A 15,815-nucleotide genomic window follows, 5' to 3' on the forward strand; every position below is an offset into this window, starting at 1 on the left:
CGAAAGGAGACGAAGTAATATGGGAAAAGATTTTAAGAAAATTAGAGATTCAATTATTGATAACTGTGGTGGGGTAGAAAATATCGCAAGTGTGAGCCACTGTATGACTCGTTTACGTTTACAAATAAAAGATGCAGATAAATTTGATATAGAAAAGATTAAAGAAATTCCTGGAGTTTTGAATGTTGTTATCCAAAATGGAGAACATCAAGTAGTTATTGGACAGGATGTAGCTAGTCTATATGCAGAATTCCAAAAATTGGATGGCATTAAGACTGGTGGAGCAGTGGATGATCCAGATGCACTAAAAGATGATACAGGATTCCAAAAAGGAAATATTATGAATGGTATCTTATCATTCATTGGAGGAACATTCTCTCCACTAATTCCCGTACTTGTAGCTGGTGGGCTTACAGGTGCTGTACTTACTCTATTAACAAACTTCTTTGGAGTAACTACAGAATCAGGAACATATACAATTATTTATGCAATTAACCAGGCAACGTTCTATTTCTTGCCAGTGTTCATTGGATTCTCAGCAGCAACTAGATTAAAAACAAATGGATATCTAGGAGCATTCTTGGGAGCAATTCTATTATATTCAACAATTAATAATGCAGAAGGATTGGATTTCTTAGGAGTTCAGGTAGCACAAATTGCTTATAACTCTACCGTATTCCCAGTAATTCTTGGTGTGTTGTTTATGTCAGTTGTATATAAATTCCTACAAAAATATACACCAGTGTATTTAAGAACGATATTCGTTCCACTGATTACAATTCTAATTACAGTACCAGTTACATTAATTGTGCTTGGACCAATTGGTAACACAGTAGGTACATGGTTGGCAGATGGAGTATTTGCAATCTACGATGTAGTACCAGCAATCGCTGTTATGATCATTGGTATTACAACACCATTATTAGTATTCTTTGGAATGAACAATGCAACATATCCAGTCGTATTCGCATTATTGGCACAAGTTGGTAGTGATCCATTAATTTGTACAGGAATGGCACCAGCAAATGTGGCAGTTGGAGGAGCTTGTTTGGCTGCAGCATTGATTGCGAAAAACGTAGAAGAAAAATCGGTATCAATTTCAGCTGGAGTCACTGCACTATGTGGTATTACAGAACCAGGAGTATATGGAGTATTATTCCCTAATCGTTATCCTTTAATTGGGGCAATGATTGGTGGAGGAATCGGAGGATTGATTGCTGGATTGTTTGGAATGACACAATATGTAATTTCTACACCAGGATTTATTTCAATTCCTGCTTACATTAATCCAGATGGTACAAATGAAAACTTGATTATTGCAGTTGCAGTTATGATTATTGCATTAGTAGTATCGTTTGCATGTACGTATCTTATTGGCAAAAAAAAACAGATAAAAGCAGTGTAGTTAGTTATAACGATAATAAAATAGTAGCACTTGCAGATGCAACACAGATTTTAATTACTGATGTAAATGATGAAGTGTTTGCAAGCAAGGCAATGGGGGATGGAGTAGCATTCAAACTAAAGGGTGATACAATTTATGCACCAGCGAGTGGTAAACTTAGTGTACTCTTCCCAACTGGGCATGCATTTGGAATTGCAATGAACAATGGAGTGGAGCTATTGTGTCACATTGGAATCAACACAGTTGAAGCAAATGGTAAGGGATTCACAGCGTTAAAAACTCAAGGAGATTACGTAATTGCAGGAGAGCCTGTAATTAAATTAGATTTGAAAGAGTTAGAAAAAACTTACGATATGACAACAATGCTGATTGTTGTGAAACCTAATGAAAAACAAGTGGTGTTCAATACACCAAGTGATGTCAGAAGTGAAGAGGTAATTGCAAAGATTATATAAGTAATCTTATGTTTACCACAAAAGTAAGAAATCAAATATAAGCAAAAAATACGTTAGCTATAATAAGTGCTAACGTATTTTTCTTATTTGTGTCCGTGTTGATTTCTTTCACCACTATGATGTTGATTCTTATCTCCATGATGAATGCCTTGATTGATGTTTTGATTATTATTTTGTTGTGTTACGTAAGGGCAATTTGAACTCTGGCAATTATACCCACCACATTCTCCACTACCATTGCAGTTGATATAATTTGTAGTTTGTTGATTTTGTACCTGTTGTATTACCTCACTTTGATTATCTACTTGTGTCACTGTTTTCGTTTCAATAGTAGTATCTGCAGAAGCTTCTACAACTTTGTTTTCTTTTGATACTTTTTCAACTGTTTTATCAATTTCTGATGGGTTTTTGTTTGTTGCTTCTGATTGCGCCTTCATCGATTGACCAGTAAACAAGAGAATAGCAATCACAATACCAAGGGCTAGACTAGATAAAAGTAATTTCTTTTTCATTGTTTTCTCCTCCTTTTACAACTGCAGTATAAAATAGATTTGTGTCAAATCTATGTTTTTTGACACAAATATGAAATAATGAGAATGACATAGAAAAGACAAATATCTATAGTATTATATACTATAGATATTAATGGAGGCATTGTATGAAACGAATTCTTATTGCAGATGATAATAAAAACATCATATCAATTCTATCTGACTATGCAAATAAAGAAGGATATGAAGTATTTACTGCATTTGATGGTGAAGAAACTTTAGATGTGTTTGATAATCGTAAAATAGATTTAATTTTGCTTGATGTGATGATGCCAAAATTAGATGGCTTTGATGTATGTAAAATAATTCGTGAAACATCTTCTGTTCCAATTATCATGATTACAGCAAGAGGTGAAGACTATGATAAAATCATGGGTTTAGACATTGGAGCAGATGACTATATTGTAAAGCCATTTTCTCCTAGTGAAGTAATGGCTAGAGTACGAGCGATACTACGAAGGGTAAATGATGATAAGAATGAAATTATTCAATATGATAATTTGAAAATAGATTTAGAAAAATATGTAGTAGAAATAGATGGGAAACAAGTAAATCTAACCAAAAAAGAAATTGAAATCTTATGGCTGTTAGCCACAAATAAAGGGAAAGTGTTTACTCGTGATAATTTGCTGGATAGTGTTTGGGGTTATGATTATTATGGCGATAGCAGAACTGTTGATTCCCATATAAAACGATTAAGAGCAAAGTTGAACGAGTTTTCAAATGACAAGTGGCAAATAAAGACAATTTGGGGAGTAGGATATCAGTTTGAGGTGGAAAAGAATGAAACATAGAATAACGAAGAAACTGATTCTATATTTCAGTATTTTACTGATGTTGTTTACATTGATTACAGGTGGACTATTTGTCTATAGTTTCGCAAGTCGTTCAATGGATAACAGGATTGCAGATTTAGAGGTACAAGCAGATAAAATTGCGGAAACTCTAACTTCAAAAAGACAATCAAATAATGGTCATGGACAGGGAAAACATTCTTTGAATAATCATGAAGAAAGTGAAATCAGCGATGAAGAATATGCAAATGATATTAGTCTGTTAGAGGCATCCATTCAAGGGAATATATGGGTGATAGATAGAAATTCTAGTTTGGTGCATGTAGGACATGGTGGGCATAGTGTAAATTATAATGATTTACCTGCAGAAGCTGAAGGTTTAATTGAAGATGCTTTTAGTGGTGAAACCCAAAGTAGCCAAAGTTTTAGCAGTATTATAGATACACCAACAGTAAGTGTAGTTACTCCTGTATTTAATAATAATGGTAAAGTAGTTGCAGTGGTATTACTTCACACAGAATTATCTAGTATAGAATCTGGAATTAAAGATGGTATCTTTATTCTCGCTGTAAGTTTGTTGATATCATTATTATTTGTATTAATCCTATCCATTGTTTTAGCTTGTAAATTTGTAACTCCACTTAAGAAGATGGAAAAGGTAACACAGACACTTAGTGAAGGAGATTATTCAGTTAGAACTGATGTTCATCAAAAAGATGAAATCGGATCTCTGGCGCTTCATATTGATGTGTTAGCAGAGAAATTGGATGAGAGTGAAAAGTATATGTCACAAGTGGAACAGTCACGAAAAGACTTTATGACAAAGATTGCACATGAACTAAGAACACCCGTAACGGTCATGAGAGGTTCACTGGAAGCGCTAAAAGATGGTGTGATTACAGATGAAGATAAGATTCAGGATTATTATAAACAGATGTTATCTGACAGTATTCATCTGGAACGAATGATTAATGATTTGTTGGAATTGTCCAGACTGCAAAATCCTGATTATGCAATAAAGAAGGAATGTGTAAATGTAATAGATATTTTATCTGATGCAGTAAGATCACTTCGACCATTAACAGTAGATAAAAATATTAATATAAATTATTCTCAGAAAGAAAGTATATTTGAAATGGATGCAGATTATGCAAGACTACGTCAGATGTTTATTATTGTATTGGACAATGCGATTAAATTTTCACCAGAACATTCGCAGATTAGCATTGATGTAAAAAATACAGATAAAGAATTCAGAATCAGTATAAGAGATCAGGGCTGTGGAATTGAAGAATCAGCACTAAAGAATATTTTTAATAAATTCTATTCCTCAGATGCGAAATCAAATAGTAATGGTAGTGGATTAGGTTTAGCAATTGTGAAAGAAATTGCAGAACGTCATAATATTGAATTAGATGTTGATAGTAAAGTTTCGCTAGGAACTACAGTAATGTTTAATATAAAGAAATAGATAAAAGCCTTTGGAAATCATAATTGATTATCCAGAGGTTTTTTTATTTCTTACAAAAAGGTGCGTTTCACACCAAAAAGTGCATACTTCTAAAAGGAAGTTTATATTGATATTATGTGGAAGTAAATCTAGCAGAGAAAAGAAAAAGGAGAGTTTATGAAGGTATTAGCAACAATTATCCCAGTATTTTTTATGATTGGTTTGGGGATGTTATCAAACAGAAAAAATTTAGTTACAGATGAACAGGCAAATGGTATGTATACAGTGATTTCAAAGGTGCTTGTTCCCATTATGGTATTCAATGCAATATTTACTTCGAATATTGAAGTATCCGCATTGTATATCATTATTGTTGTATTCTTTCTTCATATAACTGGAATTGTGATTGGGAAACTTGCAGGTAGATTCATTGGGAAAGAGTATTCTCATATCACTCCATTTTTAATGAGTACGGTTGATGGAGGCAATATTTGTTTTCCATTATATGCCACAATTGTAGAAAGTTCTTATATTGGCAATATTGTATTACTAGATATCGCAAACATGTTCATTGTATTTCTTGTAATTCCACTTATTGTATCAGCATCCACTAGTCACACAAGTGATGTGAAAGTGTTGCTAAAAAACATATTCCATAATCCAATTGTAATTACCTTGATATTGGCATTTACCTTAAAGTTGTTGGGAGCATATACTCTAGTTTCTAATTCTTCATTTATAGAACTATATGATGGAGTAGTACAAATGGCAATTGGTCCGATTGTTGGTGTGATTTTATTTATGATTGGATACCAGTTCAAGATTGAAAAGAGCAGCATTGGTATATTAATAAAATGTATTTTCTTACGCTTTGTTATTATGTTTACTGGAATTATTATTTTATTACTACTATTTCCACATATCCTAGATGATCGAATTATGCTGATTGCACTTTTACTTTATTTTATGTGTCCTCCTGCTTTGATATTACAGGTGCAGATAAGAGGTTTATTTAAAAGTAATAATGATGTAAGTTTTATCTCTGCATATACTTCGCTATATATAGTGATTACACTATCTGCTTATATCTTAATTGTATCGTTTGTGTAAGAAAAGAAAAATGTATTATTTAGTTCTTTTGTAGGCTATGTAAGATAGAGCGTATGAGATAACAACTATAATCAATACTATTAAAATAAATAACGGTCCACTAAATGACTCATTTTTTGTCAGGAAGGAAAAGAATATTAGTGCAAAACCAAAAGAGGTGTATAGTTTACCAAGAAATCTATGTGTTAATTCCCATGAGTTTTCATTAGCTATGCTCCAGGTGTTTTTAAAACCAATCATAGAATTATATTCTATAGTTGGCATATAGTTTCCTACAAGCATAATCACTATACCTAATATGCCAAATGGAACATTCATAAAATGAAGCAATGGAGTAGAGCCAGTTGAAATAAGCATATATCCTCGAGCAATAATATAGCATAATATTAAATCGAAAAGTACCATAAAAATTATGGCAGAAGTAAGTAAGGGTTTTTCGTTACGAAAATGTTCAGACTTTTTTAAATTAAGCTTTTTTCTTTTGTAAGCTATGCTTACTTTGGTTATGATACCAAAAACGATAGGAAACATACTATAAATAAGAAATTCAATTCGATCTCCCCAACGTGCAATACTACCATCACCACAAATTTGCATTGGAAATGATATTGGAATAAAAAAAATAATAACAAATAATCCAAGCAAAGAAATAATTATTAATACATCTACAAGTTTATTTCGTATTTTCATTGTTTTCTCCTTCAAATTGTTTAAGCCATAGGGTTAATTCCTGAAATACAGTTATGTTAATTTGGTAGTATATATAGTTTTTATACTTTGTTTCGAATACTAAATCAGCTTTTTTGAGAAGATTAAGATGATATGATATAGCTGCATTAGTAATATTAAAATTTTGTGCAATTTCACCTGCTGATAATTCTCCTTTTCTTTTAAGAAGGGAGAGAATATCGCGTCTTATAGGATCAGACATTGCTTTAAGTGTTTTAGAAATACTCATATTAACTCCAATCTATTTAAACGTTTATTTAAATAGATTTTATCATCGCTTTTAGTATAAGTCAATTTACATAGATGGTTTGAATCTTATTTTTGCTATTTAATTGAGAGATGATTATAATATTAATATGGATATTAGTGATAGTATATAATATTTAGAATGAAACATTCTTTTGGAAAGAAATGTATAAAATGGAGGTATATTATGATAAAGAAAGAAAACTTACCAGAGTGCCCTGTAGCGACTACAGTACAGTTGATTGGAAGTAAATGGAAACTACTAATACTTAGAAACTTGTTAACAGGTACCAAACGATACAACGAACTATTAAGAGGATTACCAGCGATATCACAGAAAATGCTTACTTCTACATTAAAGAGTATGGTAGAGGATGGGATTGTTGAACGTAAGGCATATCCTGAAGTTCCACCAAAAGTGGAATATACATTAAGCCCAGTTGGTGAATCCATGCGTCCAGTGATTAAGTCAATGGAAGAATGGGGAATGGATTATAAAAAGCAAGTTGCATAACTAACGTAACTTGCTTTTCTAATCTTTGAATGTTTTATCAATCAATATCTGATTAATATAATTAAAGGCTAAAGTCCATGTTTCTACTGAAAAGATGTTATCAAAGATAAAGTGTTTTACATCTCTTTCTGGACGTTCTAAGTAATCACTAATAATTAATCCACCTTCTTGTTTGGTATCTACAATTTCTACAGTAGTAGGGTTGTAACAATTGGAGATCTTTTTTCGAATAATTTGTGTTCCATTTAACACCTTAGAATATTCAATATATACTTTTAGTAATTTTTTATTGTAAGTTTTTAATACAAAGTAGAAAATTGTACATCCAAATACTGAATAATTTCTTAGATTATCAATATTACTGATATTTTGATTATTATCAATAAAGTTATTATAGAATTCTTCAACGTTATGAATGTCTTTATCATCTTGGTAAAATTCGTATTTCTTAATACTCAAGATATTTGTTAAATCAATAACGTCTTTTTGAAATAAATTAGTAGCAAGAAAATACACTGAGAAATAAAACATGATTTCATATTTATCACTATCAGATACTGTTAAGTTAAATGCCTGTAAGAATTGTTCTAAAAAGTAAGTACAGAATTTTGCGAATTCATCTTCTTTATTTTCTATCAATTGTTTTCCAATCTTAGATTTATTAGCAATACTTTTAATGTTTGGAATAAAGATGTTTGCAAGTGCTATGTAATAGAATAATTCATTTTCTTCATCTTCCATATGATGGAAGGAAATATTCAAACTATCAAATATTTCAACTGCTGAATCTGTATATTGTTTTAAAGTATGAAGCATAAAATATAGTTCCTTAGGTAATTTAGGAAGGTACTTTTGCTTATCATTTCTTAACTTTACAATTGTATCCAGATATTTTATAGCCAGCTGAGTTTCATTTGATCTATCTGTTAGCAATTTATTAGAAAGCTCATAAGAGTGATTGAAATCTTTGTTTAATGATGTAAATGGCCATTGGAAACTTCTAAAGTTATAATAAAAGAATAAGAATAAAAATAATCTGATGTTTTCTTCTTTTCCATTTAATGTAAGATATTTATTATTTTTTTTAATAGAGATATCTAATTTTTTTTCTTTAAAAAAACTATTCATGTTATGAATCTTTTTGTATAAATAGGAAATACTTACATTTAGTTCATATGCAAGATTTTCAAGCGTTGTATATTCACCAGCAACGATATGAAATAAGATTTGATAGGGAATTGAACCAACTAGATAAAAAGACTCCAATTGGTGATAGATTCTTTCCTTATCATATATGTTTAGATTATAAAAATCCTGAATATATTCATCAGTTTCAACTGCTTGAAGAAGATCTTCTTCAAGTTCATTAAGACCGGCTCGGACGGTAGATCTTTTTAAACCAATCAGATCTGCAAATTCACTGACATTACTGCAGTCATATTCAAATGTCTTTTCTAATAAATTCATTTTTTCAAACTCGTGTTTGTTTAAAAGCACACTTAAAAAGTTCATTTCGTCCTCCTTATATAATATGTATCCATTGCAATATATAAGACTACTTATGCTTTGTCAAACATGTTGCCTATATGTTTATTGTACTAGAATTCTCATAATTTTACTAAACTATGTTATATGAATTAAATGAAATTATACAAAACCTGATAAAAATAGTAGTAAATTGAATAAAAAAGTATATATGATTTGTATTATTATACGTATAGAAGATAGGAAAGCTAAAAACACAATGTTCTGATGACATTATTTGACTTATGATATGATAGATATTCATCCCTCCAAAATTGAATAATATAAAAAGGTTTCTTTAAGAAAGAATTCGCCCTTCACTATTAACTTAACCTATTTATGAGAGTCATATTGTATTGAATCGCTAAAGTAATAGGGAGTCATCAGCCTGTTGCTTGATTACTCTAAAACGACTTGCTTATAATCGAAAGCAAGTCGTTTTTACGTTATGCAAGAACAGTAATCAAGAATAATAAATTATCATACAGATAATGACTTAATCCATTTACTAATAAGTTTTTATCTGATTTATACCAAGCATATGTGAATGGTAATCGTGTAAATCCAATTACAACGATGGATTGCCATAAGTTCCAGTCATATGTACTTAAGTGACATGCACCAAAGATAAAAGCACTTATTATACTTGCAGTAATAATACCATTTCTGGTTTTAGGTAATATCTTTTCTAAAATTACTAACATAACTATTACCAGTAATTCTTCTCCAAATAGAGCAGGAATTGTATAAAGCAAAATGGTCCAGTTAAGTCCTTCTGTTATTGGATTTGCTGCAGATGGTTGATCTAATAAATTTCCAATTAATAACATTATTAAACTCAATCCTATACTTAATAAAATAGCTTTGATAATTAAGAATACATCTTTTTTCTTTAATGGTCTAATTAATGATTTTAAATCATAGCCAAGTATATAAAGCGATAAGACTCCTCCAATCAGTAAGTAGAAGTTACCAAATGGATAACTGTAAATTAAGCCAAGAAATGCAAGAGCCATAATGATAATAGCAATAATTGCATTTATAAAAGATACTTGTCTTTTCATATTAATATTTCCTTTCCTATTTCTTAAATTAACATTACGCTTTTTAGGGAATTAATGTCAAAGGTTATACATTTCATTATTAAATAATTAGTATGATTATGTTGCGGATATCACATTACTAAAAATATCTTTATTTTGAATAATTGATATTGATATAGCAGTTCCTAAAATCCTGTACTATTAAGTATGATAAGTATGTTAAAATAATAATATTGAGGGGTCTATATGAATAATCAAGTAAAACGTAATATTGGAATTGGAGTTCTTATTTTTCTGGCTGTTATTATATTTGTGAAACCAGTTCGTTATATCTTTTATGGAATCGGTGGTTTACTTATAATTGGTAGTGCAGCAATTATTGTTTTTGCATACTATATGTTTAAGAAACATAATTTAGGAACAGTAAGTAATTTGTTGAATTCAATACAGGAAGAACAAAAGGAAAAAGAAGAATATATCAATAGAAATAATGAAGTGATTAGTAAAATAGCTTTGTATGATCAGAACTTTTCTTATGAAGAGTTTAAGAAATTGGTTGAAAAAGTAATGCCACTTTATATTAAAGCAAGGAACTACAATGAAAATGGAATAGAAGATTTACGTATGTACTCTTCTAAGGCATTTATAGAGGATTACATAAGAGAACTAGAGAAGTTGAAGAGTGAATCTATGTATTCCTATTCGTCTGTGTTAATAAGTGATATCGCCTTACAAGAGGTAAGTCAAAGTGGAAATACTGTATTGTTGAAGGCTGAGATAACCCTTCGTGCAGATGTATCGAAATATAATGATAAATCAGTATTGGTGAAGCGTAGTACAGTTACGCAAATGTATGATGCTTCCTTTGTTAAAACACAGGAAGATACTTCCATTTCTCAAGATAGAGATGTACTAGTGAATTGTCCTAATTGTGGAGCTCCAGTTCATATCCTAAGTGAGAAAAATTGTAGTCATTGTGGTAGTGCAATTTATGCGAAACAGAATATGTGGGTTCTGCATAATGTAACGCAGTATCGGAATAATTAGTTTTATATAAAAAGAGTTCTGTCGGTTTACGGCAGAATTTTACTTTTAAAAATTACACCAACATTTTCAAAAAGAACTGTGAAATTTAAAAATCACAGTTCTTTTTGAAGTTTGTAACTATTTAGTTTTGATTGATATAAGGAATAAATATTTCTGTTATTAGTGCGAATTCAGACGCTGGAATTGTAGTTGAGAAAATTTCAGTAATAATCTCAAAGTTCTTTTCAACAGAATAATAAATGTCACTATAAGTATTTATGATAGCCCGATCCTTAGGATATACCATAGGTTCTTTTTTTATACATCGTTCAATCGTAAATGAACAATGAAAGAGAAACTTGATTAGTAAGTCGTCAGAGTAACTGATTGATAAATCATGTAAAATATTAACAAGAACATTAAACAATGATTGACACGCTTTAGAAGCGTTTAAAAAAATTAATGATTCAGACAGTACTTTATCAGTAATTTGTTTGATTAATGTTTGTGCATGATACTCAGTAGATAATTCATCAGTTCCATCACTAGGCTTCGATAAGTCAAAATAACTCATTGAATTAATAGTTGTACCAAGTGACTCCATTTTTCCAGCAATTTTTACCAAAGACTGCAATGAAATATTAGGTATAATAATGAATTCAGCAGTTGTATTACTCTTTATTTCAGATTCTAGATTTTGAATTAATTGGCTATCAGTTGCAACGACAACTCCTTTTTCTTTATTTATTTGATCAATCTTTATAGTAATTTCTTTACATAAATCATCGTTCTTTTTATCAGGATCGATCGCTAACCAGTTTGCAGTTGATTTAAAATTTAAACTATTAATGTATTCAACATAATCCTTTGCTGTATCTCTATCCTCAGAAACAATGAGTAACTGAATATAATTATTGTTAATCCATTGAGAGGATAAATATAAATAAGTTGCTATATATTCTATTTCTACGTCAGGAAGAATTAAGTTGTAACTCTCTTTTATCTTTTTATAAATCTTTTTAGCACAGTCATAATCTGTTTGTTTTGCTATCTTATAATCATTCATTATATAATCATTGTTTATTTGACCACTTCTGATTTGATTAATGCTGTTAGAAATATGTTGAAGTAATCCATATAGTAGATTTTCATTCTTTGTTATTGGATTATTAAGCATAATTGGATATAAATCATCGTAAATACGCTTTACCATTACAGAGCGAATTGTATTCAATTCTATTTTTGAAGCACTATCAATGTCTTTTATACATTGATTGATTAACTTATCTTCAATATTGGCTAACAATGGTTCTTCACTTTGAGAGTTGTCATTTAATTCATATAGAAATAATAGTTCCTTATTGTCCTGAACAGGCGAAAAGAAGAAATAATCATTGCTGAATAAATTTAGAATATTATTTAGTTCGTTGATTCTCTCATTAACATCAAAGATATTATTTAATACAGGGGTAGATATGTCATTGAAATCTACATTGATAAATAATTCTTCATTATCTACAAATTTATGATAGCCATTCGAGCATGACTGGATGATTTCAGCATGCAAATGTGGTAAGTTGCCTGAATAGTTAGACATGATAAAGCAACTAAGTACATCCTTAGAAATACGAATTGTTTTTTCGATTCTTATTGCTTCTTCTTGAAAATATTGAAGAGTTAAAACTAAAAGTTCATGAATGGATTTTTCTTTTAGACTTGGAATTCTAATTTGCATAGGAAAACTACGTTTTACATTTGGATCTTTACTAAGACTTTCATCATCGGAAATTGCAATAATTAAGCTTTTCACTTCCACTGTCTTTGATGAAGCGTTAATGGGAGAATAAAATCCATTAACAATTGTATTATAAATATTAGATAATACACCACGAGGTAAGCGATCGATATGATCAATTACTAAAATACCGTTTCTTGTTTTTTCAAAATGACCTTTATGTACAGAATCCTTTTCCTGATAACCATAAAAATCTTTTAAGATATTATCGTTACTATCGCTTTCATAGTTTAAACAATCAATATGATAATAACGCATACTCTCTTTAAAGATATTTTTCTCTATCGAGAATTCATACATCGATTTAGCGAAATTCACTTTACCAGTACAAGGTTCTCCGTATATTAATGTATTTAATCCTCTTGGAGGATATAGCACAGCTGCTTTTGCTTTTTGAATTGGTTCATATAAGCTACTATTTTCACGAAGATAAATATCTTGTTCAAAACTGCTTTGCTTGCGAAGTTTCGTGAAAGGATTTGTAAGTTCTAAATAATCTTTGATATTTTTTCCTTTTGGAATAGTGGTAGGAATATAAACATCTTTATTCAAATCATCAATTGGTTTTTTTGCAGCAAATAAAGTTGGTCGACCTTGAATCTTAATTAACAATCCTTCTTGATGAAGCTGATTTAGTATTCTTGAAACATTGGAACGTTCCATTTGTAAGTCAAGACTAAGATTTGTTGCATCATAATTCATCTTTTCAAACTGATTCTTTTTTAGACAAGTCTTTGTGTGTTCATAGATTGCTTTGTATATTTCTACTTTCTTTTTATTCATTAATAGTACCTCTACAATCTCCCTTAGCCTTCTTCGATTAAGTAGATTATATCAGAAAAAAATAATTATTTTGTGTAAAATGAGTTCTATAACTGCACACAAATGTATAAAACCTGTGATTTTATAAAATATTCTGTGTAAAACAAATAATTTATACTTTCTAAAATTACATTAATATAAAAAGTATTCTGTTAATCACGGCAAATATTGGATATTTTTATAGTGCACAAATAAGGTAGTGTGTAAATTTAGATTGAATTTTGTAGCATTTAAATTTGATGCTATACTCTGGATGTAGCATCAAATGGTGCTGAAACATAAAACTTAAGTTTTGAAAGAAGTAAAGGAGGAATTTATGATTGCAATGTTGATTGTAACGCATGGGGATCTAGCAAAAGCGCTAGTATCAAGTGCACACCTGATTATGGGTGAATCTTCTTTAACGGAAAGTCAGGGACTCTATCATGGGGAGAACATTGAAGGGTTAAAAGATACGGTTAAAGATTCAATTACAAATCTACACGAAAAATCTGAAGGAGACGGAGTAATTATTCTGACTGATTTATTTGGTGGGAGTCCATCCAATGCAATTGCAAGAGCGTTACATGAACTGGGAGATAACGTAAAAGCGGAATGTATAACAGGGGTCAATTTGCCAATCTTATTAGAAGCGGCAAATTGCAAAAGTTATATGAATTTGGATGAACTAAAGAATCATTGTATTAATGCAGGTAAAGATAATATCTTATGCCTAAAAGAGAGACTGAATTTTTAAGTAATGATTATAAGGAGGAAATATAATGGATATTACTATTTTTCAAGCGGTATTGATTGGACTACTATATTATTTAACAAATAATGGTGTTCCTTGGTTAACAGGTTTAGGGAGTGTATCAATTCGTCAGCCAATTTGTGCTGGAACGATTGTAGGAATTATTTTAGGGAAACCAGTTGAAGGCTGTATCATGGGAGCTACCATAAATACAATTTATTTAGGGTTTATAAATGCTGGTGGTACACTACCAACAGATCCAGGAATTGGAGGAGTTGTTGGTACGGCGTTGGCATTATCAGTGAATGCTACTCCAGAAGTAGCGATGTCAATTGCAGTTCCATTAGGGATTATGGGAACCATGATTTGGACATTACGTCAAACAGTAAATATTTATTTTGTACACCAAATGGATAAATATGCTTTGGTTGGAGATATTAAGAAGATGGCTTTTTGGCAATTGGTGCCAACACAAATATTTGGTTGTTTAGTAACAGCAATTCCATGTGCCTTGCTAGTTTATTTTGGAGCAAGTGCTACACAAAGTGTACTTGATGCATTGGCAGGTACACCATTACATATCTTAACTGTAATTGGTGGGATTTTACCAGCAGTAGGGATTGCAATGATTATTCGTATGTTGAATACAAGAAGTGGAATATTAGTGTTCTTTATGTTTGGTTTTTTCTTAGCAACATATTCAGGATTAAGCATGTTAGTGATTTCAGTATTTGCAGGAATTATTGCTTACTTCTATGGTGAGTTGAAATTTAAGGAGGAAAAGTAATGAGTAATACATCAGAAACAAACAAATTGCTTACAAAAAAGGATTTAAATACATCCTATTGGATGTTTGAAATCTTTGCCCAAGCATGTTGTAGTTATGAGCGTTTGCAAGCACCAGGATTCTTTTCAGGAATGAAGAATGTAATTGCAAAATTATACCCAGATAAAAATGATCGTATTGAAGCATGTCAAAGACATATGGAATTTTACAACTCGGAATTTGCTCTTGTGGGGCCACTTATTTTAGGGCTTACAATTGCACTTGAAGAAGAAAAGGCATCAGGAGCTGATCTTGATGGAACAGCAATTGCTGCAATTAAAACATCACTGATGGGTCCACTTGCAGGTATTGGAGATACCCTAAGACAAGGAACATTCATTCCAATTATTGGATCAATTGCTATCTCTATTGGGCAAACAGGAAATCTACTAGGACCAATCTTCTATTTTGTGGCAACTTTAGTATTAAACTTTGGAATCAGTTATAATCTATTTCACAGAGCTTATGGACAAGGAAGAGATTTTGTTGGTGAGTTCTTCGAAAGTGGAAAGATGGAGAAGATTATGACTATGGTAACTGCCATGGGAGCAATTACGATTGGTGCACTTGCTGCAACAACAGTCAAATTAAGTTCAGTGGCAGAAATTACATTAGGAGATAATGTATTAAATATTCAAGAAGGAATCTTTGATAAGATTTGTTTAAATCTTCTTCCTTTGGGAGTTGTAATGTTAACATTCTATCTTATGAATAAAAAAGTTAGTGTAAATAAAGTGTTATTAATTTTATTTGCTATTGGAATTATTGGTGGAATAGCAGGAATTATATAGT

At 30.7% G+C, this 15,815-nt stretch carries 16 protein-coding genes; 10 read left to right on the forward strand and 6 right to left on the reverse strand.

Annotation, left to right across the window (positions count from 1 at the left end):
• Positions 1-19: 19 nt before the first annotated feature.
• Both J2S15_RS19565 and J2S15_RS19570 read left to right on the forward strand, forming a co-directional pair.
• Entirely contained in the window at positions 20-1,405 is a 1,386-nt protein-coding gene (locus J2S15_RS19565; protein WP_307411923.1) for a PTS transporter subunit EIIC, read from the forward strand.
• Entirely contained in the window at positions 1,360-1,860 is a 501-nt protein-coding gene (locus J2S15_RS19570) for a PTS sugar transporter subunit IIA (RefSeq protein ID WP_307411926.1), read from the forward strand. Before J2S15_RS19565 ends, J2S15_RS19570 begins: the two co-directional genes overlap by 46 nt.
• An 83-nt stretch (positions 1,861-1,943) precedes the next feature.
• Here the strand turns inward: J2S15_RS19570 and J2S15_RS19575 are convergent, their stop codons facing one another.
• Positions 1,944-2,372, reverse strand: coding sequence for a hypothetical protein (locus J2S15_RS19575; RefSeq protein ID WP_307411929.1), 429 nt, complete (start codon positions 2,370-2,372; stop codon positions 1,944-1,946).
• 146 nt (positions 2,373-2,518) lie between these two features.
• On the opposite strand from J2S15_RS19575, the gene J2S15_RS19580 reads away from it, so the two are divergent.
• From J2S15_RS19580 to J2S15_RS19590, 3 genes are all read left to right on the forward strand, one after another.
• Positions 2,519-3,205 carry a response regulator transcription factor gene (locus J2S15_RS19580; RefSeq protein ID WP_307411932.1) on the forward strand — a complete coding sequence of 229 codons (687 nt, stop codon included), beginning with the start codon at positions 2,519-2,521 and terminating at the stop codon, positions 3,203-3,205.
• Positions 3,195-4,676 (forward strand): ATP-binding protein, encoded by a 1,482-nt coding sequence (locus J2S15_RS19585; RefSeq protein WP_307411936.1) that lies wholly within the window; start codon positions 3,195-3,197, stop codon positions 4,674-4,676. Before J2S15_RS19580 ends, J2S15_RS19585 begins: the two co-directional genes overlap by 11 nt.
• 156 nt (positions 4,677-4,832) lie before the next feature.
• Positions 4,833-5,765 carry an AEC family transporter gene (locus tag J2S15_RS19590; protein WP_307411939.1) on the forward strand — a complete coding sequence of 311 codons (933 nt, stop codon included), beginning with the start codon at positions 4,833-4,835 and terminating at the stop codon, positions 5,763-5,765.
• Between the two features lie 15 nt (positions 5,766-5,780).
• On the opposite strand, the gene J2S15_RS19595 is transcribed toward J2S15_RS19590, so the two are convergent.
• Entirely contained in the window at positions 5,781-6,455 is a 675-nt protein-coding gene (locus tag J2S15_RS19595; protein WP_307411942.1) for an SdpI family protein, read from the reverse strand.
• Positions 6,439-6,723 (reverse strand): autorepressor SdpR family transcription factor, encoded by a 285-nt coding sequence (locus J2S15_RS19600; RefSeq protein WP_307411944.1) that lies wholly within the window; start codon positions 6,721-6,723, stop codon positions 6,439-6,441. The genes J2S15_RS19595 and J2S15_RS19600 overlap by 17 nt, the downstream gene beginning before the upstream one ends.
• Before the next feature lie 204 nt (positions 6,724-6,927).
• On the opposite strand from J2S15_RS19600, the gene J2S15_RS19605 reads away from it, so the two are divergent.
• A complete protein-coding gene (locus tag J2S15_RS19605) occupies positions 6,928-7,254 on the forward strand; it encodes a winged helix-turn-helix transcriptional regulator (protein WP_307411946.1) in 327 nt (108 codons plus the stop codon).
• An 18-nt stretch (positions 7,255-7,272) separates the two neighbouring features.
• Here the strand turns inward: J2S15_RS19605 and J2S15_RS19610 are convergent, their stop codons facing one another.
• Both J2S15_RS19610 and J2S15_RS19615 read right to left on the reverse strand, forming a co-directional pair.
• On the reverse strand, positions 7,273-8,766 hold the full coding sequence (locus tag J2S15_RS19610) for a helix-turn-helix domain-containing protein (RefSeq protein ID WP_307411949.1): 1,494 nt from the start codon (positions 8,764-8,766) through the stop codon (positions 7,273-7,275).
• Between the two features lie 458 nt (positions 8,767-9,224).
• On the reverse strand, positions 9,225-9,842 hold the full coding sequence (locus J2S15_RS19615) for a CPBP family glutamic-type intramembrane protease (RefSeq protein WP_307411952.1): 618 nt from the start codon (positions 9,840-9,842) through the stop codon (positions 9,225-9,227).
• 225 nt (positions 9,843-10,067) lie between these two features.
• On the opposite strand from J2S15_RS19615, the gene J2S15_RS19620 reads away from it, so the two are divergent.
• A complete protein-coding gene (locus J2S15_RS19620; RefSeq protein WP_307411955.1) occupies positions 10,068-10,868 on the forward strand; it encodes a zinc-ribbon domain-containing transport protein in 801 nt (266 codons plus the stop codon).
• A gap of 121 nt (positions 10,869-10,989) precedes the next feature.
• On the opposite strand, the gene J2S15_RS19625 is transcribed toward J2S15_RS19620, so the two are convergent.
• Positions 10,990-13,425: a PRD domain-containing protein gene (locus tag J2S15_RS19625; protein WP_307411958.1), complete on the reverse strand. Its 2,436-nt coding sequence runs from the start codon at positions 13,423-13,425 to the stop codon at positions 10,990-10,992.
• Between the two features lie 355 nt (positions 13,426-13,780).
• Here J2S15_RS19625 and J2S15_RS19630 point away from each other — a divergent pair, with 355 nt between their 5' ends.
• The 3 genes from J2S15_RS19630 to J2S15_RS19640 are packed head-to-tail and all read left to right on the forward strand — an operon-like array spanning position 13,781 to position 15,814.
• Complete coding sequence (locus J2S15_RS19630; protein ID WP_307411962.1) at positions 13,781-14,200, forward strand: PTS sugar transporter subunit IIA; 420 nt, start codon at positions 13,781-13,783, stop codon at positions 14,198-14,200.
• Positions 14,201-14,225: 25 nt separating this feature from the next.
• Positions 14,226-14,984: a PTS mannose/fructose/sorbose/N-acetylgalactosamine transporter subunit IIC gene (locus J2S15_RS19635; protein WP_307411965.1), complete on the forward strand. Its 759-nt coding sequence runs from the start codon at positions 14,226-14,228 to the stop codon at positions 14,982-14,984.
• Positions 14,984-15,814 (forward strand): PTS system mannose/fructose/sorbose family transporter subunit IID, encoded by an 831-nt coding sequence (locus tag J2S15_RS19640; protein WP_307411967.1) that lies wholly within the window; start codon positions 14,984-14,986, stop codon positions 15,812-15,814. Before J2S15_RS19635 ends, J2S15_RS19640 begins: the two co-directional genes overlap by 1 nt.
• Position 15,815: the final 1 nt, after the last annotated feature.

Source organism: Breznakia pachnodae (assembly GCF_030814225.1).
Classification (GTDB): domain Bacteria; phylum Bacillota_I; class Bacilli_A; order Erysipelotrichales; family Erysipelotrichaceae; genus Breznakia; species Breznakia pachnodae.